The 26,219-nt window shown below is 70.5% G+C and carries 20 protein-coding genes; 8 read left to right on the forward strand and 12 right to left on the reverse strand.

Translation table 11 applies throughout. The features are described from left to right. Positions 1 to 26: 26 nt before the first annotated feature. Together ATK36_RS06455 and ATK36_RS06460 are read right to left on the reverse strand one after the other, a co-directional pair. On the reverse strand, positions 27 to 1,133 hold the full coding sequence (locus ATK36_RS06455) for an FAD-dependent oxidoreductase (protein WP_098510431.1): 1,107 nt from the start codon (positions 1,131 to 1,133) through the stop codon (positions 27 to 29). Positions 1,134 to 1,200: 67 nt separating this feature from the next. Further along, positions 1,201 to 2,445, reverse strand: a complete 1,245-nt coding sequence (locus ATK36_RS06460) for an aspartate aminotransferase type Ic (protein ID WP_098510432.1) — start codon at positions 2,443 to 2,445, stop codon at positions 1,201 to 1,203. Positions 2,446 to 2,504: 59 nt separating this feature from the next. Here ATK36_RS06460 and ATK36_RS06465 point away from each other — a divergent pair, with 59 nt between their 5' ends. Then, positions 2,505 to 2,984, forward strand: a complete 480-nt coding sequence (locus ATK36_RS06465) for a hypothetical protein (protein ID WP_098510433.1) — start codon at positions 2,505 to 2,507, stop codon at positions 2,982 to 2,984. Between the two features lie 312 nt (positions 2,985 to 3,296). Here the strand turns inward: ATK36_RS06465 and ATK36_RS06470 are convergent, their stop codons facing one another. The 3 genes from ATK36_RS06470 to ATK36_RS06480 all read right to left on the reverse strand — a co-directional run bounded on the left by ATK36_RS06470 (position 3,297) and on the right by ATK36_RS06480 (position 8,893). Continuing rightward, positions 3,297 to 5,921: a bifunctional acetate--CoA ligase family protein/GNAT family N-acetyltransferase gene (locus tag ATK36_RS06470; protein WP_098514687.1), complete on the reverse strand. Its 2,625-nt coding sequence runs from the start codon at positions 5,919 to 5,921 to the stop codon at positions 3,297 to 3,299. A 593-nt stretch (positions 5,922 to 6,514) separates the two neighbouring features. After that, a complete protein-coding gene (locus ATK36_RS06475) occupies positions 6,515 to 7,678 on the reverse strand; it encodes an acetoin utilization protein AcuC (RefSeq protein WP_098514688.1) in 1,164 nt (387 codons plus the stop codon). Between the two features lie 375 nt (positions 7,679 to 8,053). Then, positions 8,054 to 8,893 (reverse strand): sulfurtransferase, encoded by an 840-nt coding sequence (locus tag ATK36_RS06480; protein WP_098510434.1) that lies wholly within the window; start codon positions 8,891 to 8,893, stop codon positions 8,054 to 8,056. 138 nt (positions 8,894 to 9,031) lie between these two features. On the opposite strand from ATK36_RS06480, the gene ATK36_RS06485 reads away from it, so the two are divergent. The 3 genes from ATK36_RS06485 (at position 9,032) to galE (ending at position 12,041) form a co-directional block, all read left to right on the forward strand. Then, a complete protein-coding gene (locus ATK36_RS06485; RefSeq protein ID WP_098510435.1) occupies positions 9,032 to 9,727 on the forward strand; it encodes an iron-dependent transcriptional repressor DtxR in 696 nt (231 codons plus the stop codon). Then, a complete protein-coding gene (gene galK / locus ATK36_RS06490; protein WP_098510436.1) occupies positions 9,724 to 10,908 on the forward strand; it encodes a galactokinase in 1,185 nt (394 codons plus the stop codon). Before ATK36_RS06485 ends, galK begins: the two co-directional genes overlap by 4 nt. Positions 10,909 to 11,057: 149 nt before the next feature. Next, positions 11,058 to 12,041 carry a UDP-glucose 4-epimerase GalE gene (gene galE, locus ATK36_RS06495; RefSeq protein ID WP_098510437.1) on the forward strand — a complete coding sequence of 328 codons (984 nt, stop codon included), beginning with the start codon at positions 11,058 to 11,060 and terminating at the stop codon, positions 12,039 to 12,041. A 20-nt stretch (positions 12,042 to 12,061) separates the two neighbouring features. Here the strand turns inward: galE and ATK36_RS06500 are convergent, their stop codons facing one another. Beyond that, entirely contained in the window at positions 12,062 to 13,147 is a 1,086-nt protein-coding gene (locus ATK36_RS06500) for a DUF4192 domain-containing protein (RefSeq protein ID WP_098510438.1), read from the reverse strand. A gap of 742 nt (positions 13,148 to 13,889) precedes the next feature. On the opposite strand from ATK36_RS06500, the gene ATK36_RS06505 reads away from it, so the two are divergent. Beyond that, entirely contained in the window at positions 13,890 to 15,002 is a 1,113-nt protein-coding gene (locus ATK36_RS06505) for a sensor histidine kinase (protein ID WP_098510439.1), read from the forward strand. Beyond that, complete coding sequence (locus tag ATK36_RS06510) at positions 14,999 to 15,640, forward strand: response regulator (RefSeq protein WP_098510440.1); 642 nt, start codon at positions 14,999 to 15,001, stop codon at positions 15,638 to 15,640. The genes ATK36_RS06505 and ATK36_RS06510 overlap by 4 nt, the downstream gene beginning before the upstream one ends. Here the strand turns inward: ATK36_RS06510 and ATK36_RS06515 are convergent. The 4 genes from ATK36_RS06515 to ATK36_RS06530 all read right to left on the reverse strand — a co-directional run bounded on the left by ATK36_RS06515 (position 15,637) and on the right by ATK36_RS06530 (position 19,585). Then, a complete protein-coding gene (locus tag ATK36_RS06515) occupies positions 15,637 to 17,424 on the reverse strand; it encodes a Xaa-Pro dipeptidyl-peptidase (RefSeq protein WP_098510441.1) in 1,788 nt (595 codons plus the stop codon). The genes ATK36_RS06510 and ATK36_RS06515 overlap by 4 nt on opposite strands. 197 nt (positions 17,425 to 17,621) lie before the next feature. Next, entirely contained in the window at positions 17,622 to 18,053 is a 432-nt protein-coding gene (locus tag ATK36_RS06520; protein ID WP_098510442.1) for a CBS domain-containing protein, read from the reverse strand. Positions 18,054 to 18,175: 122 nt separating this feature from the next. Then, entirely contained in the window at positions 18,176 to 18,622 is a 447-nt protein-coding gene (locus ATK36_RS06525; protein WP_098510443.1) for a hypothetical protein, read from the reverse strand. A 93-nt stretch (positions 18,623 to 18,715) separates the two neighbouring features. Beyond that, positions 18,716 to 19,585, reverse strand: coding sequence for a neutral zinc metallopeptidase (locus ATK36_RS06530; RefSeq protein WP_098510444.1), 870 nt, complete (start codon positions 19,583 to 19,585; stop codon positions 18,716 to 18,718). A gap of 109 nt (positions 19,586 to 19,694) precedes the next feature. Here ATK36_RS06530 and ATK36_RS06535 point away from each other — a divergent pair, with 109 nt between their 5' ends. Continuing rightward, complete coding sequence (locus tag ATK36_RS06535) at positions 19,695 to 21,710, forward strand: prolyl oligopeptidase family serine peptidase (protein ID WP_098510445.1); 2,016 nt, start codon at positions 19,695 to 19,697, stop codon at positions 21,708 to 21,710. Here ATK36_RS06535 and ATK36_RS06540 read toward each other — a convergent pair. Continuing rightward, on the reverse strand, positions 21,707 to 22,420 hold the full coding sequence (locus ATK36_RS06540; protein ID WP_098514689.1) for a hypothetical protein: 714 nt from the start codon (positions 22,418 to 22,420) through the stop codon (positions 21,707 to 21,709). The genes ATK36_RS06535 and ATK36_RS06540 overlap by 4 nt on opposite strands. Before the next feature lie 707 nt (positions 22,421 to 23,127). Between ATK36_RS06540 and ATK36_RS06550 the strand changes: the two genes are divergently transcribed. After that, positions 23,128 to 23,358, forward strand: coding sequence for a phosphoribosyltransferase (locus ATK36_RS06550; protein WP_342752083.1), 231 nt, complete (start codon positions 23,128 to 23,130; stop codon positions 23,356 to 23,358). Positions 23,359 to 23,402: 44 nt separating this feature from the next. On the opposite strand, the gene ATK36_RS06555 is transcribed toward ATK36_RS06550, so the two are convergent. Further along, a complete protein-coding gene (locus tag ATK36_RS06555) occupies positions 23,403 to 26,213 on the reverse strand; it encodes a vitamin B12-dependent ribonucleotide reductase (RefSeq protein ID WP_098510448.1) in 2,811 nt (936 codons plus the stop codon). Positions 26,214 to 26,219 lie beyond the last annotated feature (6 nt).

Raw genomic sequence — 26,219 nt, forward strand, 5'->3', positions numbered from 1 at the left:
CGGATCGTAACCGCGCGCGGACGCGCTCACGGGTTGATTCGGCAATCCCAGTCGAGGTGATGTTCGTAGAGCCACCCACGGTCCTCGCCCACGTCCTGCCCGGCGCTCGCCGCCACCAGTTTCTCCACCCGGGCGCGGCGGCGGCCCTCGTAGACGGCGAACGCGGCCGCCGGGTCCGGCAGGTCCCGCAGGCACATACCGAGCACCACCGCGTCTTCGAGGGCCATCGAAGCGCCCTGCCCCGCCGCCGGGGACGCAGCGTGCGCGGAATCCCCCGCCAGCACCATCGTCGAAGTCGACCACCGGCGGGTTTCCGGGAGATCGTAGGAATGCCCGCCATACACTTCGTCCCCGGTCGCGGCGATGATCTCCGCGCACGGCAACGGGTCTCCGGCGAACGCCGCACCGGCGAACTCGCGCCAGCCGGCCGGGGTGACCGCGGCGAGTTCCGCGCGGGGACGTTCGACGTCCGGGATCCGGGCGAACCAGAAGGTCGCCCCGTCGGGCGCGGTGGTGAAGCCGAAGGCAGCGCGGGTACCGCGGATCATCCGGTAAATCCCGGGCGCGGAAGGCAGACCTTGCGCACGGGTGTAGCCGTAGACAACGGTCAGCCCGGTGAACCGCGGGGATCCGGCGGCGGGGTCGATCAGCTTCCGGACCACCGAGTGCAGCCCATCCGCGCCGATCAGGACGGCCCCGGATGCGGTGACGCCGTCGGCGAAGGTCGCGGTCACCCCGTGCTTTCCGGAGGCCACTGAGACCAGCCGCCTGCCGTGCTCGAAGGCAATGCCCCGGCGCTGCGCCTCGGTTTGGAGCGCGCGGTAGCAGGCGGCCCTGGTCAGCGTGCGTGGACCGGCCAGGCCCTCGGTGTCGAACTGACGGGTGCTCACCGTGGCGCCGTCCGGGCCGACCAGCTCGACCCCGAGCGCGGCGAACGAGGATTCGACCACCGGACCGTCGGCGCCGATCGCCCGCAGGGCGTCCATCCCGTTGTGCATCACGGTGAGGAAGGCGCCGGCGTCCGCGCCTCCGGTAGGACGTGCCTCGAAGACCACCGGTTCGTGGCCGGCGCGCTGCAGCGCCATCGCCGTGACCGTGCCCGCGATACCGCCGCCCGCGACGAGAACCCGCATCACGCCCCCTCGAAAACGATCGTGCCGCCGCCACCGTAGCGGGTGGCGGCGGCACGGGTGAAGCCGTTCAGCCGCGCTCGGCGACCGCGAGCCGCAGGCAGACCGCGAGGGCGCGCACGGCCTCCTCGACCTCCGCAGGCTCGGGGAACGACGGGGCGATCCGGATGGTCGAGTCGGCCGGGTCGTCGCCGTGCGGATGGGTGGCCCCGGCCGGGGTCAGCGCGACCCCCGCCGCCTTGGCCAGCCGCACGATCTCCTTCGCGGTGCCCTCGGGCGCGGTCAGCGAGACGAAGTACCCGCCGGCCGGCTTGGTCCAGCTGGCCAGCCCGCTGCCGCCCAGCTCCTCGGTCAGGATCCGGTCCACCGCGGCGAACTTGGGCGCCAGGATCTCCGCGTGCTTGCGCATGTGCGCGCGCAGGCCCTCGGTGTCGGAGAGGAAGAGCGCGTGGCGCAGGTGGTTGACCTTGTCCGGGCCGATGGTGCGCTTGCCGATCAGGCCGAGCCACCACGCGATGTTCGCCTCGGACGAGCCGAAGAAACCGACCCCGGCCCCGGCGAGGGTGATCTTCGAGGTGGAGCCGAACACGAACGCGCGGTCCGGGTTCCCGGCCTCCGCGCAGAGCGCGAGCAGGTCGGCCAGCTCGGGCTCGGCCTCGGTGAGGTGGTGCACCGCGTACGCGTTGTCCCAGAAGATCCGGAAGTCCGGCGCCGCCGTCGGCATCGCGGCCAGCCGGCGGACGGTCTCGCCGGAGAAGGTGACCCCGGTCGGGTTGGAGTACTTGGGCACGCACCAGATGCCCTTGATCCCGGCATCCGCCGCGGCCAGCCGCTCGACCTCGGCCAGGTCCGGGCCGGTCTCGGTGATCGCGACCGGGATCAGCTCGATGCCGAACCGGGCGGCGAGGTTGAAGTGCCGGTCGTAGCCGGGCACCGGGCACAGCATCGCCACGCGCGGCTCGTCGGCCCACCGGCGCTGCCCGCCGGGCAAGGTGGACAGCATCGCCTGGGCGACCGCGTCGTGCATCAGCTCCAGGCTCGAGTTCCCGGCCGCGAGCAGCTGCTCCACCGGCACCTGCAGCGCGTCCGCGAAGATCCGGCGCAGCTCGGGCAGGCCCTTGAGCCCGCCGTAGTTGCGGGTATCCGACCCGTCCTCGGCGCGGTACTCGCCGCGGGGCAGGCTGAGCAGCTCCGCGGAGAGGTCGAGCTGGCGGGGCGCGGGCTTGCCACGGGTGATGTCCAGGGAGAGGCCGCGGTCGACGAGCGCCGCGTATGCGCGGCGGGCGGAGTCGACGTCGACGGAAGCTGTGGTCATGCCTCCACGCTAAACCGCTCGGCAAAGCGGTTTCGGACAGGGTGGGCTAGCGTGGGCGGGTGCGGTACGTAGTGCATGCGGATCTGCGGCAGTTCTCCTTGCGGGACACCAGTGCCTGGCGACCCGGCGACGGCGGCTGGACCGACGAGGCGGTGACCTCGCACCGGATCGCGGTGGAACCCTCGGCACTGTCCGTGGCGACCGCGCGCTCCGATCTGGTCGAGGTCGAGGTGTCCGCGCACCCCGGCCCGCCCCCGGTGCTGCCCGGCGCGGAGCACGTGGTCGAGGCCGACCTGGCCGTCCCCGGCGGCACCCTGACCCTGATCGGTCCGGCCGATTACCCGGACCGATCCCGCCCGCTGCCGCTGCCGCCCGGCCGTTACCGGGTCCGAGTGTCCTATGTGGAGGGTGAACCGCCGGAGGGGTGGCACGAGCACGAGTTCGGCGCGCACCTGCGCTACGTGCTGGACCTGTGGCCGGCCGCGGAACCGGCCCCGGTGACGGTCCTGCGCGCCGGGGCACCGATCTGGGACGGCTGATACCGCCCTGTGGCTGGGGACGACCGATCCGGACGTCTGGTGTTATGGCCGGTCTTCCGCACCGAGGCGAGGGCATTGGTTCGTCCCGCGCAAGCGGCGGCCGGCTGGTGACCCTCCACAGAGAACACACCGCCTGCTCCGGGTTCGGCGACCGACCACGCCGGGAAACGCCCTGTGCCGGTTCACCTGTACCACGCGCTGGATGATCCGACGACTGGCTTGCTCGGCAGCGACTCCCCCGGTCGGGCGACCAGCCCACCCGCGGCAGCGCGACCAGCCCATCCCGGCGACACGACCAGACGCCCGACCGGCTCACTCCGGCGGCGTGATCGGCCGCAACCGGCGCGGACCGGTGTCGGGGCGCGTCGGCGGCGGGCCGAGCACCATCCGGGCGTTGGCCACGAACGCGCCGTCCGGCGAAGCGAGGATCGGGTCCAGCGCGAGCGAGCGGACCTCCGGGTTGTCCTCCGCGAGCGCGGCCACCCGCAGGACCATGTCCTGCAACGCGGCCAGATCCGCCGGTTCGTCACCGCGATACCCGGTCAGCAGCGGCGAGGTACGCGGCTCCCGGATCAGCGTCGCGGCGTCCACATCGGTCAGCGGCACCGCCCGGTAGGCCCGATCCCCCAGCAGCGTGCTGACCAGACCGGAAAGCCCGAACGACACGAGCGTGCCGAAGGAAGGGTCGTCCTGCAGGCCGATCACGCAGGACAGGCCTTTCGGCGCCATCCGCTGCACATACACGTCGTCATCGCCGGAAACCGCGCACAAGTTGCGGTAAGCGACCCGGACCGAGTCCTCGGACGTGAGATCCAGCCGTACCCCGGCGAGGTCCGGCCGTCCGCGCAAACGCTCGTCGAACGCCTTGAGCGTGACCGGGTAGCCCAGCTCCCCGGCCGCCGCGGCCGCATCGTCCACACTGGACACCACGCGGAACGGGACCACGTCCACGCCGTAACAGCCGAGCAACCGCACCACATCGTCGTCGGACAGCAACGTCGCGGTGCCGTCCCCGGGCAGCAGCTCGCGCACGAGTTCCTGAGCCTGCTCGACATGCAGCCCGGCCGGCCGCACCAGCGTGCCCTGTGGACGCTGTCGCCACGCCGCGTACCGGACCACGCGAGCCAGCGCGTTCACCGCGCGTTCCGGGCTGGGATAGGACGGGATCGACCCGCGCACCGGGACGCCGTCCTCCGACAGCACTGCCAGCTCGTCCGGAATCCCTTCCGCGGCAAGGAAAGTGGAAACGATCGGTTTCGTCTGCTCCTGCGCCTGCACGACTTCCCTGAGTGCGCGGGCGTACGCCGTGCCGGGAATCGCCACCGGCGGCGCGAACACCACGATCAGCGCGTCGGTGTCGGCCGAGTCCAGCGCGTCACGGACCGCCGCGGCGAACTCGTCCGGCCCGGCCTGGGGTCCCACGTCGACCGGTTCGAAGGCAGGCCGCAGCCCCTCGGCTCGCGCGGTGTCCGCCGCCAGCAACCCGATCGCACTGGAATTGCCGACGATGCCGATCCGCGGCCCCGCGGGCAACGGCTGGTGCGCGAACACCAGCGCGGTGTCGAACAGCTGCGCCAGCGATTCGACCCGGACCACCCCGGCGTGTTCGAACAACGCCTGCACACTCGCCTCGTCGACCTCGGCCGAGGTCGCCGCCAGCTGCGGGCGCACCGCGTGCCGCCCGGACTTCACCGCGACGATCGGCTTGGACCGTGCCAGCCTCCGCGCGAGCCGGGCGAACTTGCGCGGGTTGCCGAACGATTCCAGGTACAGCAGCACAAGGTCGGTCTCCGGATCGGTCTCCCAGAACTGCAGCAGATCGTTGCCGGACACGTCGGCGCGGTTGCCCGCGGAGACGAATGTGGACACTCCGAGCCCGCGTGCGCCCGCGTCGGCGAGGATCGCCGTGCCAAGCGCGCCGGACTGGCAGAAGAACCCCGTTCGCCCGCGTTTCGGCAGCCGGGGCGCGAGGGTGGCGTTGAGCCGGACGCCCGGGGCGGTGTTGAGCACCCCGAGCGCGTTCGGCCCGACCACCCGCATCCCGTGCGCCCGCGCCTCCCCCACCAGCCGCAGCTCAGCGTGCAGTCCCAGCGGCCCGGATTCGGCGAACCCGCCGGACACGATCACCAGCGTCTTGACCCCCTTGGCGAAGCACGCGTCGAGCACCGCTTCGACGGCTTCCGCCGGCACCGCGACCAGCGCGAGATCGACCGGATCCGGGATGTCCAGCACCGACGGATACGCCCGCACCCCGCGCACCGACCGGTGTTCGGGGTTGACCGGATAGACGGTCCCCGCGAAGTCCGCGACGAGCAGGTTCGCGAACGCCACGTGCCCGACCTTCGCCGGATCCACGGACGCCCCGATCACCGCCACCGACGCCGGATGCAGCAAATTGTGCACACTGCGTGCCTCGGCCGCCTGCTCCCGCGCCCGCGCCACCGCCAGCGATTCCTCCGTCGGGTCGATGTCGAATTCGAGGTGCAGCACCCCTTCCTCGATGGCCCGGCTGACCTGATAGCCGGCGTCCCGGAACACCCGCACCATCGCCGCGTTCTCGCTCAGCACCTCGGCGACGAACCGCCGCACCCCGCGCTCCGAGGCCGCCGCGGCCAGATGCTCCAGCAGAATCGACCCGAGCCCCCGCCCCTGATGCCCGTCGTCGACGAGGAACGCCACCTCCGCCGACGGCCCCCCATCCAGCCGCTCGTACCGCCCCACCGCGACCACGTCGTCCCCCAGCAACGCGACGAACGCGACCCGGTCGTGATGGTCCACAGTGGAGAAATGCTCGAGATCCCGGGCCGGAATCCGCGGGTAGGCGCCGAAATAGCGGAAGTACCGGCTCCGCTCGGACAACCGGCCGTGCAACGCCACCAGCCCCGCGGCATCGCTCGGCACGATGGGCCGGACATGCACCGTGCCCCCATCGGACAGGACGACGTCGGCCTCCCAGGCCCGGGGGTAGTCGAAGGGGTCGCGGCGGGTTTCGGTCGGCTCAGCCGGCCCGGTCGGTTTGGGCGGCTCGGCCCTCCCGCTCGGCTCGCTCGGTCCAGTCTGCCCCCTCGGCTCACTCGGTCCAGTCTGCACGCTCGGCTCACTCGGCCCGGCCAGTCCCCTCGGCTCGCTTGGTCCAGTCGGCTCGGCCGCCCCAGCCGGCTCGCCCAGCTCGGTCGACTCGCCCGGTCCGGTCGGCCCGCCCAGCTCGCCCGGTCCGGTCGACTCGGTCGGTCCGGTCGACTCGGTCGGTCTAGTCGGTCCGACTGCGGCAGCCTCGACGGTCCCCTCAGCCTCTCCGCCCGTTTCACTCGCACTGGCCTCACCGAATCCGCCGGTCTCCGCGGCATCGTGACCGGCGGCGGCATCACCGACAGCGCCGGGATCACCGGCCTCGTGTGCCCCGCGGCTCGCGCCGGCCCCCTCGGCCGCGCCGGCGTCGCACCTGGCCGCCCCGAGTGGGCCGGAAGCGGGGTCGGCGGGCGCCCGGTGAGCGGGGTGCTCCGGTGGATCGGCCGAGTCGTCGGGCATGGTCAGTCCCTCGGGTCATCCGGGTCCAGGCCGTGCAGCGGGAAGACGGCACGGCGGGTGTCGCGAATGGCGATGTCCACCGGTTCGTCGGCGGCGTCGCCCCAGTGTTTGAAGGTGGTGTCCTTTTCGTCCGTCATGGCGCGGGGAATTCTCGCGGCGGGGGCGGCCCGGCCTACCGTGGTGGTCCAGTTCGGGGGGAGCGGCGTCTCCGGCGGGACGTCCCGGTCGAGGACGGTGGCCAGCAGGTGCGTCCACGACCGCGGGACGACGCGGATCAGCTGGTAGCCCCCGCCTCCGACGGCCAGCCAGCGACCGTCCGCATAGCGTTCGGCGAGGTCGCGCAAGGTGCAGTAGATGGCGCGATGCCCGTCGACCGAAAGTGATAGGTCTGCGAGTGGGTCTTCCTCGTGCGAATCGACCCCGCATTGGGTGACGAGCAGCTGAGGACGGAACTGCTCCAGCAGCGAAGGCACCACCGCCTGGAACGCGCGCAGCCATCCGGGGTCACGGGTTCCCGGCGGCAGCGGGATATTCACCGCGGTGCCATCGCGACCGGTCTCCGCGGCGTAGCCGGTGCCGGGCCAGAGGGTGAACGGGTGCTGGTGCAGCGACATGGTCAGCACGCGGGGGTCGTCGTAGAAGGCGGCTTGCACGCCGTCGCCGTGGTGCACGTCGGTGTCGACGTAGGCGATGCGGTCGAAACCGTGGTCGAGCAGCCAGGAAATGGCGATCGCGCAGTCGTTGTAGATACAGAACCCGGCGGCATGGTCGCGCATCGCGTGGTGCAGCCCGCCCGCGATGTTCACCGCGCGCCGCGCCGCGCCGTCGGCGATCTTCCGGGCGGCCAGCAAAGTCGAGCCGACGACCAGCGCGGACGCCTCGTGCATCCCGTTGAACACCGGGTTGTCCGTGGTGCCCAGCCCGTGCCCGACGTCCCAGCCGACCTCCGGTGCCTCCCGCACCGCGGCAAGGTATTCGGGGACGTGCACTCGCAGCAGTTCCTCGTCCCCGGCGGCAGAAGGCACGAGCAAGTCCACCCCGTCCAGGACGCCCAGCTCGGTGGCCAGCCGGATGGTCAGCTCCAGCCGCACGGGGTTGAACGGGTGGTCCCCGCCGAGGTCGTACCCCAGCAGCGCGGCATCCCAGACAACGGCACGCGAGGACATGCCCCGCACTGTACTGGCCGATCGCCGCCCCGGCCCGGTGCCGACGGTCTGATACGCCCGGCCGGGACGGCTCCGGCAGCGCGACCGGACCGTGCCCTGGGCCTCGTCGCCGAGCATCGTCTCGACCCGGCCGCCGCGTCGATGCACGCGATCTGCTGCGGCTCCAAGCTCGCTGGTGACGCAGCCCGCGGCGATTCAGTGATTGGCCCTGGCGGCGGGGTTGGTCGTCGCGCGGTGATACGTCGTGTGTGGCTGTCCTGGCAGTAGCGCGCCGGTGCACGGCGCGCCGATCAGGACGTACCGCCGCACATCTGTGAACACAGGTGGCAACGCGCACGGCCGATCACCGCCACAATGCCCGGCGCAGCAACGGTTTCAGCCACGATCAGACCCGGTCGCGGCCGGACGCTCCGGATCGCGTGACCAGTGCGACCACGAACCCGCGTACAGCGCGGCAGGCACGGCATGCCCGGCAACCTCCAGCGCGAGCACGACCGAAGACGCCGTGACACCCGAACCGCAGTAGGCGCCGACCGGGGCGTCCGCGCTCAGGCCGAGCGCCGCGAACCGCTCGGCGAGTTCGCCCGGCGAGCGCCACCGCCCGTCCACACCGGTGTGCTCGGACGTCGGCGCGCTGACCGCACCCGGGATGTGTCCGGCCCGCGGGTCGATCGGCTCGGTCTCGCCGGTGTAGCGGACGTGGGCCCGCGCATCGAACAGCACGCCCTCGCGAGCCAGCGCGGCCGCGGCGTTGGCCGTCAGCACGGGCATGGCCCCCGGCCGGACCTCGATGTTTCCCGGCTCCGGGGACGGCATCTCGGTGGTCACCGGATGCCCTTCCGCCTGCCACGCCGCGTATCCACCGTCGAGCACTGCCACCTCGCGGTGCCCGGCCCAGCGCAGCAACCACCACGCCCGGGCCGCGACGGACCCGTCCGCGTCGTCGTACACGACCACCGGCTGTCCCGTGCGCACCCCGGCTTTCCGCAGCGCCCGCTGCAGATCGGCAGCCTCGGGGAGGGGATGCCGGCCACCTTCGCCGGACGGCGCGGCAAGCACCGTGTCCAGGTCCGTGAACACCGCGCCGGGCACGTGTCCTTCGCGGTAGGACTCGGCCCCGGGCGGTCCTCCCAGCCTCCAGCGGACGTCGAGGACGACGGGACGCCCAGAGCAGGGGAAGGCCGCGAGCCCGGCGGGCGAGATCAGCGCATGCATGGCCTCCATCCTGCAGGTCCGGCGCAGGTTCACGCACCGCGGCCGGACTTTTCCGCACGGCCGGGTTGTTACCCCCACGCGTGCCATCGCACCCGGAGCCAGCGACTACGATGAGCTACGCGGACGAAGGGGACAGGCGTGAACGATCTCATCGACACCACCGAGATGTACTTGCGTACGATCTACGAACTCGAGGAAGAAGGTGTCGTCCCGCTGCGGGCCCGGATCGCGGAACGGCTGCAGCAGAGCGGCCCGACGGTGAGCCAGACCGTGGCCAGGATGGAACGCGACGGCCTGGTCGTCGTCGCGGACGATCGGCACCTGCAGCTCACCGACCACGGTCGCGAGCTGGCCATCGCCGTGATGCGCAAGCACCGCCTCGCCGAGCGCCTCCTGGTCGACGTGATCGGCCTGGAGTGGGAGCACGTGCACAACGAGGCATGCCGCTGGGAGCACGTGATGAGCGAGGCCGTGGAGCGCAAGCTGGTCAAGCTCCTCGACCACCCGACCACCTCGCCCTATGGCAACCCCATCCCGGGCCTGGACAAGCTCGGCGACGGCGAACCGGCACCGCCGGCGGAGTCCGATCTGGTCCGGCTCGACGAGCTGGCCCGCACCGGCGGCGGCGAGGCGGAGATCCGCCGCATCGCCGAGCACGTACAGCTCGACGAATCGCTGCTCACCGAGCTCAAGTCGGTCGGCATCGTGCCCGGCGGGCTGGTCAAGGTGGGCAAGGTGAGCGGGGGCAGCGTGACCATCCAGGTCACCGGCACCGGCAGTTCCGCGCAGGTCTCGGCCTCCGCGCTGCATGCCGTGCTGGCGCTCGCCAGGTGAGCCCCGCGACCGACGCGGCCGCAGCGTTCCACCGCGTCCACGGGCGGCCCCCGGCCGGGGTCTGGTCCGCGCCGGGACGAGTGAACCTGATCGGCGAGCACACCGACTACAACGACGGGTTCGTGCTGCCGTTCGCCCTTCCCCACCGGCTCGCCTCGGCCGCCTCCCCTCGCGACGACGGCAAGCTCGGCGTCGCCACGCTCGGCGACGACGACCAGCTCCAGCACTCGGGCCTGCTCGACATCGCCACGCTCGCGCCCGGCTCGGTCGAAGGCTGGGCCGCCTACCCCGCGGGGGTCGCCTGGGTGCTGCGCGATCAGGGCTACGCCGGCGGCGCTGACGTGGTCATCGCCGGTGACGTGCCGTCCGGCGCGGGCCTGTCCTCCTCGCACGCACTCGAATGCGCGGTCTCGCTGGCCCTGCTCGGGGTGGCCGGAGTGGAACTCGACGGCAATGCGCCGGACACCCCGAGCCGCCCGCAGATCGCCCGGTGGGTGCAGCGCTCGGAGAACGACTTCGTCGGCGCCCCCACCGGCCTGCTCGACCAGACCGCTTCGCTGTGCTGCCAGGGCTCCCGCGTGCTCTTCCTCGACGTCCGCTCGGGCGAGCAGGAGCAGGTACCGTTCCCGCTGGCCGAGGCCGGGGTCCGCGTGCTGATCATGGACACCCGGACCAAGCATTCGCACGCCGGGGGCGGGTACGGCGAACGCCGCCGCGGTACCGAGCGCGCCGCCGACCTGCTCGGGGTCAAGGCGCTGCGCGATATCACCGTCGCGGGTCTGGGTGAGGCCCTCGCCCGGCTGCCGGAAGACCTCGCCCCGCTGGTCCGGCACGTGGTCACCGAGAACCAGCGCGTGCTCGACGTGGTCTCGTTGCTGCGCGCGGGAAAGCTGGCCGAGATCGGGCCGTACCTCGACGCCTCGCACGTGAGCATGCGCGACGACTACCGCATCTCCACGCCCGAACTCGACCTCGCGGTCGACTCCGCCCGGTCGGCGGGCGCCCTCGGCGCGCGGATGACCGGCGGCGGGTTCGGCGGTTCGGCGATCGCCCTGGTCCGGGAAGACGATCTCGCCGCGGTGCGCACCGCCGTCGAGGCCGCCTACGACCGGGCGCATCTGCGCCGTCCCCGGATGTTCACCGCGGTGCCCTCCCGGGGCGCCGGCCGCGACCAGGTCTGACCACACCGACAATCTCCTCGGCCCCGCCACCGGACGCCACGGTGGCGGGGCCGAGGTGTCTGCCGGAACAACCCCCGGAAGAAGCGGCGCGCCCGGTGCGGGGAACACTGTGCGGCACGGTCATCGCTCCTCATCAGAAAGGCCCAGACGTGTCGGACCAGCAGAACCCCCTGAAACTGATCGTGACGGGCGGCGCGGGGTACGTGGGCAGCGTATGCGCGGCCCGGCTGATCGAAACCGGGCACGAGGTCACCGTCGTCGACGACCTCTCCACCGGGCACGCCGACGCCGTGCACCCGAACGCTCGCTTCGTCCAGGGTGACGCCGCCGAGGTGGCCGCGGACATCCTCGGCGAAGGGTTCGACGGGGTGCTGCACTTCGCGGCCAAATCGCTCGTGGGCGAGTCGATGACCGATCCGGCGAAGTACTGGGAAGGCAACGTCGTCACCTCGCTGCGGCTGCTGGAGGCCATGCAGGCCAACGGCACGCCGCGGCTGGTGTTCTCCTCGACGGCCGCGACGTACGGCCAGCCCGAGGTGTCGCCGATCCAGGAAACGGCGCCAACCCAGCCGACCAACACCTACGGCGCCTCGAAGCTCGCCATCGATCACGCCATCACCAGCTTTGCTCGCGCCCACGGCCTGGCCGCAGTGAGCCTGCGCTACTTCAACGTGGCAGGCGCGTACGGCTCGTTCGGTGAACGGCACACCACCGAAACCCATCTGATCCCCCTCGTTCTCCAGGTCGCCTCCGGCGACCGCGAACACATCTCCCTTTACGGGGACGACTACCCCACCCCGGACCGGACAGCGGTCCGCGACTACATCCACGTGGTCGACCTCGCCGACGCGCACCTGCTGGCCCTGCAGCACGCCACCGCCGGCGCGCACCGCATCTACAACCTGGGCAGCGGCACCGGGTTCTCCGTGCTGGAGGTCGTGGAGTCCTGCCGCCGGGTGACCGGGCACGCGATCCCCGCCGTGGTCGCTCCCCGCCGGGCGGGTGACCCGGCGGTCCTCGTCGCGTCGAGCGCGAAGGCCGGGGAGGAACTCGGCTGGGCCCCGAAGCGGACCGACCTGGACGGCATCGTGGCCGACGCGTGGGAGTTCACCCAGGCCCGCCAGCGCTCCTGACCCGGCGGGCACGCGATCGTTCACGATTCCCCCGCCAAGCCCAGATCGACGCCCGTGGCGAGGGAGGCGAGCCCACCCAACCGTTCCGGGGCGATTCCGGTGTTCCAGGACGCGTGCAGAAGCCGCGCCAGCAGGCTGCTGGGATCGGCTTCGAGCGCGGCGGCCACGGCCATCCCCGCCAGCGCTCCCTCACCACGAAGCAATGTGGCGTAGGTGAGCAGGCAGGCTGCTTCGGCCTGATGGGGTGCGGGCAGTTCCTGTACCAGGGAGAGCCACACCTGCTCGGCTTCGCGGGCAAGCGGGCTTCCGACCGGGAGGGCCGTGGCGAGGCAGGCATCACGGATCGGCTTCAGACTGAGCGCGTGTGCCAGCCGGACGGCCTGTCTGTCACTGGGCGGCCCGAGTCTGGTGCGGTGGCGGAAGAATGCCGATCGGACCTCGGCTGCCGCGAGGTCGAGCAGGACGCGGTGCGGCATCTGCCGGCCCGCATGTTCCGGCGGCGCAGTGGTGATTTCCGGATCGCACAAGGGTGCGGGTGATCGCGCGAGGAGCGCGGCACGGCGAACGAGCGCCCGGGGCGAACGTGGACGGAGCAGGGCCGCGACCTCTTCACGATCGCGGTAGACGACGAATCCTGCCCGCGTGGTGGCTGCCGCGACGACGGTGCCTTGCGGATCGGGCAGCACTCCGCCGCAATCGGGGTCCTGGTAGCACGCCCAAGGCGCGCCTGCCGCGGTTCTCGCCGTCCACAGTGGATGGAACAGCCGGAGACCGTGGTCTTCGAGGGCGCGGGCGAGCTCGGCGACGAAATCCGCGTGCGGTGGTCCGTTGTCGTCCGGGGTGCCGCCGATGAGGACGGCGGTGACCCCGGCGTGCTCTTCGCCGAGGAATCGGGAGGCGAGGGAATCTGCCTGCTCGGCAAGGAGTTCCCGCGGCGGGAGGTCGGCGCGCAGGATCAGTCCGACCGCGGTGCCGGGTACCCGGTGCCCGAGCAGGACGACGGAATCGGCCGGGTGGAAACCGAGCAGGTACGGGAGCGCCGCGATGATCTGGTCCGGAGCGCGGAGGGCGATGCGGTCGGCGCCGGGTGGGGTCGAGGTGGTCACGCACTCCACTGTGCGCCGGGGATCGGGCTTTCGGGGCGGTGGCGGGAAATCTGTGGACAGGGTGGGTGGTTGTGGACAGCTGCGGTGGTGGGTCGGGGTTCGGGCGGGAATTGTCGGTGGGGTGTGCATGGGGTGACGTGGTCGCCGTTCGGGGAGGCGCGGGCAGGTGGGATTGTGGCTGCCGGTGGGACGGGAAGGCGCGGTGCTGGACGCGGTGGGCTTCTGCCGGGCGGCGAGGTGCCAGCGGTGGCGAGTTGTTCGAGCGCAAGGGTTTTCGTCGGGAATGGGTGGTGACGAGTGGGCAAGCCGGAGCGAGGAGGGGCGGGGCGGGCGACCCAGAAACCGACGAGGCGGGGCGGCTCAGAACACGGCGGGGGCGAGGCGACCCAGAGCACGACCGGGGGACCCAAACGGCGGGGAAAACCCAGGAACGCTGGGGCGGGACAAAGAGGACACCCAGCATGCCCCGAAGCCAGGCCACAACAACCGGCACCACCCACTCGACCGCGCCCCGAACGCCGACACCGTTCACCCCCGGAACCGGCGTGCGGGAAGGCGCCGCCGGAAGCCGACATCGTTCGCCCGGAGCCGGCGTGCCAGAGGGTCCCCCGGCAAGCCGGAAAGCCGACACCCTTCGCCCGGAATCGGTGTGCCAGAAGGTGCCCGCCGAGGCGAAAAGCCACACCCGGCCCGGCAAAGCCGGAAGGCAGTACATTTCCCTACAAGCGGGAAGGTGGAACGGATGAACGCACTGCGACGGCTCGAAGGCATCGACTGGGTGCGCTGGGGTCTGGTCGCCATGCCTTCGCTGTTCGCCATCCCGACGGCGCCGAACGGGACGTGGCCGGTGATCGCACTGGTGGCGGTGCTCTCTCTGCCGGTGCTGCTGTTCGATCAGCTGTCCCGGCCGCCCTGGCTGCTCCCGGCGGCGCTGGTCCTGTTGATCGCCGCGACCGGGAGTCTGTGGGTAGTCCACCCGAACGGGTTCACTTCGGTGTCGATGTTCGCGGCCACGTTCTCCACGTTGCGCTCGTTCGGCCGGATCACCTCCGCGCTGGCACTGCTCGCCGCGGCGGCCGCGATCGTGGTGTGGTCGATCAAGGAACAGCTCACGTGGGTGAACGCGGTCGCGCTCCTCAGCGTGCTGATCGTGATGATCCTGCTGGCAGCCAACCGCCGTAGCCGGGTCGAGCGGCTCGAACAGACTCAGCTCGCACTGGCCCGCGCGCAGACCGCGTCGGAGGAGCACGCCCGTGCCGCGGCCCTGGCCGAACGCGCGCGCATCGCCCGCGAGCTGCACGACGTGCTGGCGCATTCACTCGCCGGGCTCGCACTGAACCTGCAGGGCGCCCGCCTCATGCTGGTCCGGGACGGGGCGAGCAGCGAAGCGCTCGCGCAGATCGAGCGAGCGCAGAAGCTCGCGTCGGACGGTCTCTCCGAAGCTCGAACGGCGGTCGCGGCGCTTCGGGAGGATGTTGTTCCGCTGGAACGCACGCTGTCCGATTTGCTCGCCGCGTATCGGCTCGACAGTGGCGTGCGGGCCGACTTGGTCATCGAGGGTGAGCAACGCGAGCTGGACGCGTCCGTGGTGGCGACGTTGGTACGCGCGGTTCAGGAAGCGCTCTCCAACACGCGTAAGCACGCCCCGGGTGCGGCTGTGGACGTGAACCTGATCTTCGGCGCTGAGGCGATCACGGTGACCATCGCCGACCGGCAAGGCAGGCGTCCGCCGAAAGCACCGGCAGAAGGATACGGTTTGCGCGGCATGGGCGAGCGAGTCGCGCTGCTGGACGGGAAGCTCGAAAGCGGGCCAGGGGAGGATGGATGGCTGATTCACCTGACGGTGCCGGCATGACACTGCGCGTGGTGCTGGCCGACGATCAGGCCGTGGTACGGGAAGGGCTGGTCACTCTGCTCGGGCTGCTGCCCGAGGTGGAGGTCGTCGGCGCGGCGGCCGACGGCGTGCAGGCGCTGGAGCTGGTGGCCGAGCACCGGCCGGATGTGCTGCTGGTCGACCTGCGGATGCCCAACCGGGACGGTGTGGAGACCACCGAGCTGGTCCGCGCGCAGTACCCGGAGACCGAGGTCGTCGTGCTCACGACCTACACCGACGACGAGTCGTTGCTCGGCGCGCTCAAGGCGGGCGCGCGCGGGTTTCTCACGAAGGACGCCGACGCCGAAGCGATCGCTCGCGCGCTTCGCTCGGCCGCTGCCGGACAGTCTACTGTGGACGGCCAGCTCCAGGCACGGCTGGTAGCCGCCGCGACAAGCCGCGCACCCGTACGCAAGCAGGAACTCGAAGGGCTGACTGCGCGCGAGGTGGAGGTACTGCGGTTGATCGCGGCCGGGCTGTCGAACACGGAGATCGCGCGCACGCTGGTGGTCAGCGAAGCAACGGTGAAGACCCACGTGAACCACCTGTTCGCGAAGGCCGGGCTACGCGACCGCGCGCAGGCTGTCGCATTCGCGTATCGGGCTGGGATCGCCGACTAGAACGCCTCCCCCAGCGCCGTCTTCCCGCCTACCACGGGCAGCGTCACGTTGGTCCCGGTGAGGTCGAGCGACAGCCCGGCGCCCGGACGTGGGCGAAGCGTGTAGTCATGGTCGCTGGAAGCCAGCACGAACTCCAGCCGGTGCCCGGTCGCCAGTACGTAGTCCTTCGGCATCAGGTCGACCCGGATGGGATACCACCGGCTCGGAGTGATCGGTGTGGTGACTGCGGCGCTTTCGCGGTTCTGTGGGTCGGTCCAGCCGCGGCTGATGACGCGCGACTTGCCGTCGGGAGCACGGTCCAGCAGGACTGCGGTGACGTTCGCCGCCGGGTGATCGAACGAGAGCCGCAGGTCGGTGTGCGCGGTCCCGGACAGCCGCAGCGGACGCTTCGCCGCAGGCGAGGCGTAGCGCAAACGGTTGCCGGAGGACGGGGCATCGGCGAGCTGTTCGATCGTCTTGCTCGCGTCGTCCGCGAGGGACTCGACAGCCGGCTTTCCCGGGACCGCTTGTCCGGTGAGAGTGCCGACCGCGCGACCGCCGGGCGAAGGATGCAGCGAAACGTCCGCAGCTGTGGGAGCGGGCCAGTCCGCCTCGTCGGTCCACGACTTGTCTTCGCGCTGGATCGTCGCCTTCGGCTCGCGTTCGATGCTGTTGTCCACGCCGTACAGGTAATGCGACATCCACTTGTTCAGCGTTGCGAGCCACACGTCGCGGCGGACCTTGATCGGGTCGGTGTGTCCGCCCTGATGCAGCCAGATCTTGTGCGCGACGCCGTGCGCCTTCAGCGCTTCGTACCATTTCGCGACCTGGTCGCTCTTCACGTTCCAGTCGTTGAGCCCGTGCACTGCGAGCACCGAAGCGTGCACCTTGCCGACGTCGTTGCGATAGTTCCGTACGTCCCAGAATCGGCTGTAGTCACCGGTCACGCGATCCTGCGCAGCTGTCAGCTGGTCGATCACCGGACGGCATATGTTCCGATCTGCACGCGTGTACACGTACTTCGCGAGCACGTCGGCGTCTTCGCCTTGGTAACCGCCGGCAGCAACTACCGCGCCGGCGTTGCGGTAGTACTCGTACCAGCTGGAGATGGCACCGATCGGCACGATCGTTTCAAGGCCTTCGACACCAGTGCTGGCGACAGCGTTCGGCAGCGTGCCGTTGTAGGACACGCCCATCATTCCGGTCTTTCCGGTGCTCCAGGCGGCAGCGACAGACGCTCCCGCCGCGTCGCGCGCGGACGCGCGGCCGTTCAACCAGTCGACTACGGAGCGAGCGCCGATCGTCTCGTTCACGTCGCCCGTCGTCGGGCAACCCGTGGATTGCCCGGTGCCGAGGGATTCGCCGTACACCATCGCGAACCCGCGCGCGATGAAGTAGTCCTCGTAGCCCGACTTGATCGGCCCCGCCGCATGCGGCCCGGGTACATAGAGCTCTTTGTCGACGTTGTGGTTCGCGGTGTCGTTGCCTCCGGCAAAGTACGGACTCGCCTCGTACACGACCGGAACCTTCATGCCCTGCTGAGTTGCTTTCGGCCGCACTACTTGGGCGTGTACGACATCAGGGCGGCCGTCGTGGTCACTGTCGACCGGTGCAGTCACCCACACGTCTTCGCGCACTACGTCGGCAGGGTCGAACACTGGCTGCGCCTGTCCGTCTTTGAAGACCGCCGAAGGTGGCGAAGCCGCTTCTGCGACTGTGGGCGCAGCGAGCGCGAGGACGGCGGTGAGAACGACAGCAACGCGAGCAGTGACCCTCACAGGACTCCCAAGCCGGACGACGCACATTAGGACCTGTTCGAGACTTCCGACAACGGCGTACACCGTCAACCGACGAACGTCGGGTCAGCAGATCCGTACGGCGCCTGATCGGCTCAGCCCTCCGAGGGCTTCACCGGCGGCCCTAAGCCACAGTGGACAGTCCGGAAAGGACAGGCGTCCACTGCGGAGATCGAACCTGCGCGCGAGCTGATCGAAGCGCGCGATCAGCCCTGCGCGATGTAGGCCTCAAGCTGCTCCTGGCTGCGTTCGAGCTGCTCCATCCGGGTCTTCACCACGTCCCCGATGCTCACGATGCCGGCCAGCCTGCCCTCGGCCAGCACCGGCACGTGCCGGATCCGCCGCTCGGTCATCAGCACGCTGAGCCGGTCTATCGGGTCGTCCGGCGTGCAGGTGGCGACGAGCTTGGTCATGATGTCGGCAACCGGGCCGTCGAGGACCGCCGGGCCGTGGTCGTGCAGCCGGCGGACGACATCGCGTTCGGAGACGATCCCGGCGAGGCTGCCGTCCGGCGCGACCACCACCATCGCGCCGATGTTGTGCCGGGCCAGCCCGGCCAGCAGCTCGGTCACCGTCGTCCCGGGAGAGACAGTGGCGACGGTCGCGCCCTTGTGCTTGAGCAGCTCCGCGATTCGCATGGCGAACCCCTCTCCTCGGTGAGTTGGGCCACCTCAGATTAGGGCCCGGGAGCCGCGGGCGAAAGTCCGGCAAACCGGACCGGATCGTGCTAAGCGCCGGTTCAGCCACTCGGCCCAACCAGTCAGCCCAGCCGCCCGGCCAGCCCGTCGAGCGCGAGCCGGATGCCTTCGGCGTAGTCGTCCTCGCCCAGCGCGTCCAGCTTCTCCCTGGCGGCGGCGAGATGGCGCCGAGCCGCCTCGAAATCACCCAATTTGCGGTAGTCCTCACCGAGGTTCAGATGCAACGACGGGTAGAACCCGCGGACCGCGAGAGTCGCATGGTGTTCCTGTACGCGGGCGTCGGTGAGGCTGTCCGCCGCAGCCAGCGCCCGCAGGTCCCACTCGAGTTCCTCGGCAGGCTCGTCACAGACGTCCGCGAGATGGTGGGCGAGCGCGCACCGGTGCAGCGGATCGCCGTCCTCCCCGATACGCTCCCACAGCGCGAGGAGATCGATCTTCGCCCCGGCTCGGTCCCCGGCGAGGTGCTTGCGGAGCCCCGCATCGATCGCCACCATCACGTCGTCGGTCATCAATCCCCTTCGCCGAACAGCCGACCGTCCTGTCCCACCGTAGCCGAACCGGCGGCACGTCCGTCCACTTCGGACGGAGTGCGCCTGCGGGCATCAGCTGACCTCGTCCTCCGGCGCCGACCAGGTGTTGCACGCGGCCGGGCCGCCACCCGCGTAGCCCGCCTTCGCCCAGGCGATCTGATGTTCGCGGGTGCCGTGATCACCGCTGTCGTCGGCTCGGCCGTAGTCCGCCACCGCGGCGTTGGCCGTCGCCCGGCTGATCGAACCGCGGCCTGCGGCGGCCGCAAGGAACAGCGCGCCGAAGCAGTTGGCCTGCAGCTCGATCCGCCGGACCACGGCCTTGTCCGCCGCGGACTTCGGATGGTCCGCGCTCATCTTCTCGCCTGCCGCGTCCAGGATGCCGCTCTCGCGCTGTACGTGGTGGCCGTACTCGTGCGCGATGGTCGCCAGGTGCCGCGCGCGATTCAACCCCGCGTCCGACAGCATCCACTCGGTGGGCGCGTAGATCGTCGTGTCGCCGCCGCAGTAGTACGCCACCGCTTCCTCCCGGGACGGCGCCGAGCCACACGCGCTCACCTTCGGCAGCGTGACCGAGACACGGACCTCCCCCGACGGCTCGTCCGCGCGCTCCAGCGCCGGTCGCCACGCTTGTGCCAGGCAGCCGGACAACGCGCGGTAATACTCCGACAGCCGGGGACCGGTGCGGCCAAGCTCCGGCAGATCGCACGAAACCGGGCTGAGCTCGACGTCTCCGGCGAGCAGCGGGTTGGTGCCCAGCTCACGGACCGGGCTCCGGGCGTCCTCCCGGGCGCGCGCCACCGGAGCACCGGACGCCGCCACCGCCTGACCGCGTACCTCGTGCGGAACGACGGCGACCAACCCGGCCGTCACCAGCACGACCACAAGCGCCAGCAGCACCCCGAGCACGCGCCCGCGACGGCGTGGTGGCGGCGAAACGATCATGGATCCCCCTCGCCGTTCAGCATACGGAGGAGGTCCCGCCAGCCGAATCACGAAACGAAAACGCCGACCCACTTGGCCGGACGGCGCGCGGACGGCAAGACTGGGCAGCATGACTGTCGAAGATCCGTACCTGTGGCTGGAGGACGTGACCGGCGAAGCGGCGCTCGAGTGGGTCCGCGCCCGGAACGCTGAGACACTGGACGTACTGACGGCGGGCGAGCGGTTCGGGCAGCTGCGGGACTCGATTCGCGAAGTGCTCGACGCGGGCGGCCGGATCCCGTACGTGGTGCGTCGGGGGCCGTACCTCTACAACTTCTGGCAGGACGCCGAGCACCCGCGCGGGTTGTGGCGACGCACCACTCTGGAGCAGTACCGCACCGCCGAACCCGACTGGGAGCTGCTGCTCGACATCGACGCGCTCGCGGACGCCGAAGGCGAGAACTGGGTGTGGAAGGGCGCCGCAGTGCTTCGCCCCGGCCATCGGCTCGCGCTGGTGCAGCTGTCGCGCGGCGGGGCGGACGCGACCGTCGTCCGGGAGTTCGATGTCGACGCGCATGAGTTCGTCGACGGCGGTTTCACGCTGTCCGAGGCGAAGAACCGGGTCGGCTGGATCGACGCCGACCGGCTGTACCTCGGCACCGACTTCGGTCCCGGCACGCTGACCAGTTCGGGATACCCGCGGATGGTGAAGGAGTGGCGGCGCGGGGCGCCGATCGAAGAAGCGATCCCGGTGTTCGAGGGCAAGCCGGACGACGTCGCGGTCGGCGCCTACCACGACCCGACCGAGGGCTTCGAGCGTGATTTCGTCTACCGCTCGCTGGACTTCTTCCGCACCGAGGTGTTCGAGCGGACCGCGTCCGGGCTCGTGAAGCTGGACCTGCCCGACGACGTCGACGTGTCCGCGCACCGTGAATGGCTGCTCGTTCAGCCGCGTACCCCATGGACCGTTGGCGGCGTCGATCATCCCGCGGGCGCGCTGCTCGCCATCCGGTACGACGCGTTCGTCGCCGGCGATCGGGACTTCACCGCCCTGTTCACCCCGGACGCGCACACGTCGCTGGACTACCACGCCTGGACCCGTCACCATCTGCTGCTCGGCACGCTACGCGACGTGAAGACCGAGCTGCGTGTACTCACCCCCGGCGAGGACGGCTGGACCGAGGCGTCGCTGGCCGGCGCCCCGGAATTCGGCAGCGCGCAGATCGTGGACACCGAGCCCGACCTCGACGACGAATACCTGGTCGACTCCTCCAGCTACCTCCAGCCCGCCACGCTCGCCCGTGGCGTCGTCGGCGGCGACGTCGAGGTGCTCAAGCAGGCGCCGTCGTTCTTCGACCCGGACGGGATCGAGGTGAACCAGTACTTCGCGACTTCGGAGGACGGCACGAAGATCCCGTACTTCGTCGTACGCCCCGAAGACACCGGGGACGGGCCGACGCTGCTTTACGGGTACGGCGGCTTCGAGGTCTCGCTCACGCCGTCCTACAGTGGTTCGATCAGCCGGTCCTGGGTGAAGCGCGGGGGCACGTACGTCGTCGCGAACATCCGCGGCGGCGGCGAGTACGGCCCGGAGTGGCACGCGCAGGCCGTGAAAGCCAACCGGCACAAGGTGTACGAGGACTTCGCCGCCGTAGCGAGAGACCTGGTCGCGCGCGGCATCACCACTCCGGAACGGCTCGGTATCCAAGGCGGCAGCAACGGCGGGCTGCTGATGGGTGTAATGCTCACGAAGTACCCGGAGCTGTTCGGCGCGATCGTCTGCCAGGTCCCGTTGCTGGACATGAAGCGTTACCACCTGTTGCTGGCCGGTGCTTCGTGGATGGCCGAATGGGGCGACCCGGACGTGCCCGCGGACTGGGCGCACATCGCGCAGTACTCGCCGTATCAGAACGTACGGGCGGACCGGGAGTACCCACCGATCCTGTTCGTCACCTCCACTCGTGACGACCGCGTACACCCGGGCCACGCGCGGAAGATGGCCGCCCGCATGCGCGAGCAGGGCCATCCCCGCGTCGAGTACTACGAGAACATCGAAGGCGGCCACGGCGCGGCGGCGGACAACGAGCAGCTGGCCTTCCGCACGGCGCTGGCCTACGAGTTCCTCTGGTCGAAGCTGGCGCGCTAGGCCAGTCCCCGGGGCCGCGCCCGCAACCGCGGCCCCGGGACCGGCGCCGGTCCCCGCCGCAGGTCCACCAGCACCTGCTCGAACAGCGCCCAGGTCTGTGCGGTGAACGCGATCCGCGGCACGCCCAGCGTCCGCAACGCCCTGCCGTGTCCGAAAAGGACGATCGCAAGCGCGGCCGCGGTCGGCACCCGCCACGCCGGCCGCACGACCCGGCGGATCCCCAGCTCCCGAAAGCGATCGACGTGGAAGGGCACATGCCGCTCCTTGTCCGCGAGGATGCGCGCGGCGACGTCCGTGGCAAGCCGGTCACCGGAGCCGTCCCGCAACGCGCGGTGATAGCCCAGCGCGACCAGTTCCGCGATCAGCAGCACCATCAGTTCCAAGCGGACCCCGAGCGCCCGGCGGGCCCGGACGAACAGGGTGTCCGACCAGTGCCCGGCGATCGTGCCGACACCGGCCGTCGCGAGCGGATTCGCCAGCAGCCGCGCGTGGTTACGCTCCTCCTCGAGGAACAACCCGACCGCGACCCGGTGCCGCCCGGCGTCGGCGATCAGGTTCTCCCCGTCACCGGACTCTCCCACCTGGAACCGCTCGACACTGCGCACGACCACCGGGTCCAGCCGCGCACCACCGGACCACTCCGGCTCGGGCCGGGTCCGCCGCCTGCGTGCTTCCGCCTCGAATTCCGCTCTCCAGTCCACGAGGGGCATGCTGCCCGCCGGATGTGCCGCGACGGCGGGGACGGTGTGGAGGTTCGGTGGAGAAACGGGCTGGGTCCGATTCGCTGCGGTGCGCCGGATCTCCGTGCCAGAGTGGGCCGGACGATCCGGGGAGGGTTCGATTTGCACGATGACCTGCTGCACCACGCCAACGGACCGGAGGGCGAACCGGCTGGAGGACTGGGACCCTGACCGGGTCCGGCTCGGACTGGCTTCACGGGCCGAAGGAGGTGATCGAGCACTTCGTCGGCGGCCTGCCTCGCGCACGACCGCTCGCCGCGCCGGCGTGGCCGTACCGGGTCCGGCTGGATTTCACGCCGGAGCAGCATACGACGGATTTTCCTTGCGCTGCTTCAGGAAGTCCTCATCATCCGGCTCCGCCGCCGGGGTTTCCTCGACGGCGCCGTGGCGCTGGACTTTCCACAACGTCCCGGCGGAGGACGGGTCCTGGAACTACACCGAAACCGGCGCGCTGGTCCGGCGGGCGAAGGACGACGACGCGGACGCCGCCGGACTGCAGCTGATCGAGAAACTCGAGACGGCCGTCGCCGCGCACCTGTGGCTGGACACGGCGACGACTGTGCTCGCCGTGCCGGGGCATGTGCGGGGAAAGGCGTCCAGCGTGTTGATCGCCACCCTCCTGGCGCATCATCTCGGCCTGCCGATGGTCGAGCCAGCGGGAACGCAAGGCCGCGAAGCTGATGACGACGGCGGAACGCTCGGCCCTGCCGCAGGGATACCGGGTGCGGCAGGACCTCGGCGGGCAAACGGTGCTGATCGTGGACGACATCTACCAGACCGGCTACACGATGGCCGGCGTCGCGCACGTAGCCCGTCAAGCCGGTGCTTCGACCGTGCTCGGCATCGCCGCGACGCATGCGTTCACCTGGACCACCGCGACGGACCGCAGCCGTGCCAAGCGAAACTGAACGGTCGCCGCGGGCCACCCGGGGGTGGCCCGCAGACGAGCCGATCAGCTGCAGCCTGACGTGGCGCCGCAGCCTTCGCAGGCGTAGCAGGACCCGGCCGGGCGCATCTTCGTGCCACAGGTCATGCACAGCGGTGCGTCGGCGGCCTTGCCGAGGTGCAGCTCCATCAGTTCGGCCGTGCTGTGGGCCGAACCCGGCTCCAGGCGGGCTTCGCCGGGGGCCACGGACGGGGTGGAGTCGACGCTGGTGCGCAGCGCCTCCAGGTCCATGCTCCCGCCGTAGTTCTGTTCGACCTCGGCCGATCGCTCGGCGGCGGTGAAAATGCCCAGCTGCGCCCGCTTCTCGTAGGGCAGGTAGTCCAGCGCGAGACGGCGGAACAGGTAGTCCATCACGCTGGTGGCGATCCGGATGTCCGGGTCGTCGGTCATCCCGGCCGGTTCGAAGCGCAGGTTGGAGAACTTCGAGACGTAGAACTCCAGCGGGATACCGTGCTGCAGGCCGACCGAGATGGACATGGAGAACGCGTCCATCACCCCGGCCAGGGTGGAGCCCTGCTTGCCGAGCTTGACGAAGATCTCGCCGAGACCGTCGTCCGGGTACGAACCGGCGTGCAGGTAGCCCTCGGCGCCGCCGACGGTGAACGACACCGTCTGGCTCGGACGTTTCTTCGGCAGGCGACGGCGCACCGGGCGGTATTCGACGAGTTTCTCCGGCTCGGCCTCGGTCTCGGTGGTCTTCGCGGTGGACAGCGGCTGCCCGACCTTGCAGTTGTCGCGGTAGATCGCGAGGGCCTTGAGGCCGAGTTTCCAGCCCTGGAAGTAGATCTCCTCCACGTCCTCGACGGTGGCCGCTTCCGGCATGTTCACCGTCTTGGAGATCGCGCCGGACAGGAACGGCTGCACCGCGGCCATCATCCGCACGTGCCCCATCGGCGCGATGGACCGCTCGCCGACCGCGCAGTCGAACACCTCGTAGTGCTCGGACCGCAGCCCCGGCGCGCCGACCACGTGACCGTGCTGCGCGACGTACTCGACGATCGCCTCGACCTGCTCGTCCTGGTAGCCGAGCGCCCGCAGCGCCCGCGGCACGGTCTGGTTCACGATCTGCATGGACCCGCCGCCGACCAGCTTCTTGAACTTCACCAGCGAGAAGTCCGGCTCGATGCCAGTGGTGTCGCAGTCCATCATGAAGCCGATGGTGCCGGTGGGCGCGAGCACCGAGGCCTGCGCGTTGCGCCAGCCGTGCCGGCCACCCAGCTCGATCCCGCGCTGCCATTCCTGCGAAGCGAGCGCGCGAACCGCCTTGTCGTTCTCGTGGTAGGTGCGGATCAGCTCGCTGGCCGCGGCGTGCTTGCGCATCACCCGCTGGTGCGCCTCGGCGTTGCGGGCGTAACCCTCGTACGGACCGACCACCTCGGCCAGCTCGGCGGAACGGCGGTAGGAGACCCCGGTCATCAGCGAGGTGATGGCCCCGGCGAGCGCCCGGCCGCCTTCGGAGTCATAGGCGTGGCCCAGCGCCATCAGCAGCGCACCCAGGTTCGCGTAGCCGATGCCCAGCTGACGGAACTTGCGGGTGGTCTCGGCGATCGGCTCGGTCGGGAAGTCCGCGAAGCAGATCGAGATGTCCATCGCGGTGATCACGAACTCGACCGCCTTCGCGAACAGCGGGGCGTCGAAGGTGCCGTCGGCGGACACGAACTTCAGCAGGTTCAGCGAGGCCAGGTTGCAGCTGGAGTTGTCCAGGTGCATGTACTCGCTGCACGGGTTGGACGCGGTGATCCGGCCGGATTCCGGGCAGGTGTGCCAATCGTTGATCGTGCCGTCGTACTGCAGGCCGGGGTCGGCGCACTCCCAGGCGGCGCGCGCCATGCTGCGGAACAGCTTCTTCGCGTCCGTGCGCTCGATGACCTCGCCGGTGAGCCGGGCGCGCAGGCCGAAGTCGGTGCCGTTCTCCACCGCCTGCATGAACTCGTCGGAGACGCGGACCGAGTTGTTCGCGTTCTGGTACTGCACCGAGGAGATGTCCGCGCCGGAGAGGTCCATGTCGAACCCGGCATCGCGCAGGACCTTGATCTTCTCCTCCTCGCGCGCCTTGGTCGCGATGAACTCCTCGATGTCCGGGTGGTCCACGTCGAGCACGACCATCTTCGCCGCACGCCGGGTGGCGCCGCCGGATTTGATGGTGCCCGCGGAGGCGTCCGCGCCGCGCATGAAGGAGACCGGGCCGGACGCGGTGCCACCGGAGGTCAGCAGCTCCTTGGCGGACCGGATGCGGGAGAGGTTGAGGCCGGCGCCGGAGCCGCCCTTGAAGATCAGGCCCTCCTCGCGGTACCAGTTCAGGATCGACTCCATCGTGTCGTCGACCGCGAGGATGAAGCAGGCGGAGACCTGTTGTTTCGACGGTGTGCCGACGTTGAACCAGACCGGCGAGTTGAAGCTGAAGACCTGGTGCAGCAGCATCCAGGTCAGTTCGTGCTCGAAGACCTCCAGGTCGGCGGGGCCGGCGAAGTAGTCGAACTCGGCGGCGGCCTTGACGTAGGTCCGCACCACGCGGTCGATGAGCTGCTTGAGGCTGCTCTCGCGCTCGGCGCTGCCGACGGCACCGCGAAAGTACTTGCTGGTGACGATATTCGTCGCGTTGACCGACCAGAACTCGGGGAACTCGACCCCGCGCTGCTCGAAGTTGACGCTGCCGTCGCGCCAGTTGGTCATCACGACGTCGCGCTTCTCCCAGGCGACCTCGTCGTACGGGTGCACACCCGCGGTCGTGAAGACGCGCTGCACCCGCAGCCCGCCCGCGGCCTTCTTCGCATTGCTCCGCCCGGCATCGGCGCCGGCTCCCACGGTTTCGGTCATGCGGTC

The sequence above is a fragment of the Amycolatopsis sulphurea genome (assembly GCF_002564045.1).
GTDB lineage: Bacteria > Actinomycetota > Actinomycetes > Mycobacteriales > Pseudonocardiaceae > Amycolatopsis > Amycolatopsis sulphurea.

Excerpts from the sequence above, each read along its gene's own strand:
- ATK36_RS06455 (WP_098510431.1), bottom strand. The coding sequence starts at position 1,133 with ATGCGGGTTCTCGTCGCGGGCGGCGGTATCGCGGGCACGGTCACGGCG.
- ATK36_RS06460 (WP_098510432.1), bottom strand. The coding sequence starts at position 2,445 with ATGACCACAGCTTCCGTCGACGTCGACTCCGCCCGCCGCGCATACGCG.
- ATK36_RS06475 (WP_098514688.1), bottom strand. The coding sequence starts at position 7,678 with ATGTCCTCGCGTGCCGTTGTCTGGGATGCCGCGCTGCTGGGGTACGAC.
- ATK36_RS06480 (WP_098510434.1), bottom strand. The coding sequence starts at position 8,893 with ATGCATGCGCTGATCTCGCCCGCCGGGCTCGCGGCCTTCCCCTGCTCT.
- ATK36_RS06505 (WP_098510439.1), top strand. The coding sequence starts at position 13,890 with ATGAACGCACTGCGACGGCTCGAAGGCATCGACTGGGTGCGCTGGGGT.
- ATK36_RS06510 (WP_098510440.1), top strand. The coding sequence starts at position 14,999 with ATGACACTGCGCGTGGTGCTGGCCGACGATCAGGCCGTGGTACGGGAA.
- ATK36_RS06515 (WP_098510441.1), bottom strand. The coding sequence starts at position 17,424 with ATGTGCGTCGTCCGGCTTGGGAGTCCTGTGAGGGTCACTGCTCGCGTT.
- ATK36_RS06520 (WP_098510442.1), bottom strand. The coding sequence starts at position 18,053 with ATGCGAATCGCGGAGCTGCTCAAGCACAAGGGCGCGACCGTCGCCACT.
- ATK36_RS06525 (WP_098510443.1), bottom strand. The coding sequence starts at position 18,622 with ATGACCGACGACGTGATGGTGGCGATCGATGCGGGGCTCCGCAAGCAC.
- ATK36_RS06530 (WP_098510444.1), bottom strand. The coding sequence starts at position 19,585 with ATGATCGTTTCGCCGCCACCACGCCGTCGCGGGCGCGTGCTCGGGGTG.
- ATK36_RS06535 (WP_098510445.1), top strand. The coding sequence starts at position 19,695 with ATGACTGTCGAAGATCCGTACCTGTGGCTGGAGGACGTGACCGGCGAA.
- ATK36_RS06540 (WP_098514689.1), bottom strand. The coding sequence starts at position 22,420 with ATGCCCCTCGTGGACTGGAGAGCGGAATTCGAGGCGGAAGCACGCAGG.
- ATK36_RS06555 (WP_098510448.1), bottom strand. The coding sequence starts at position 26,213 with ATGACCGAAACCGTGGGAGCCGGCGCCGATGCCGGGCGGAGCAATGCG.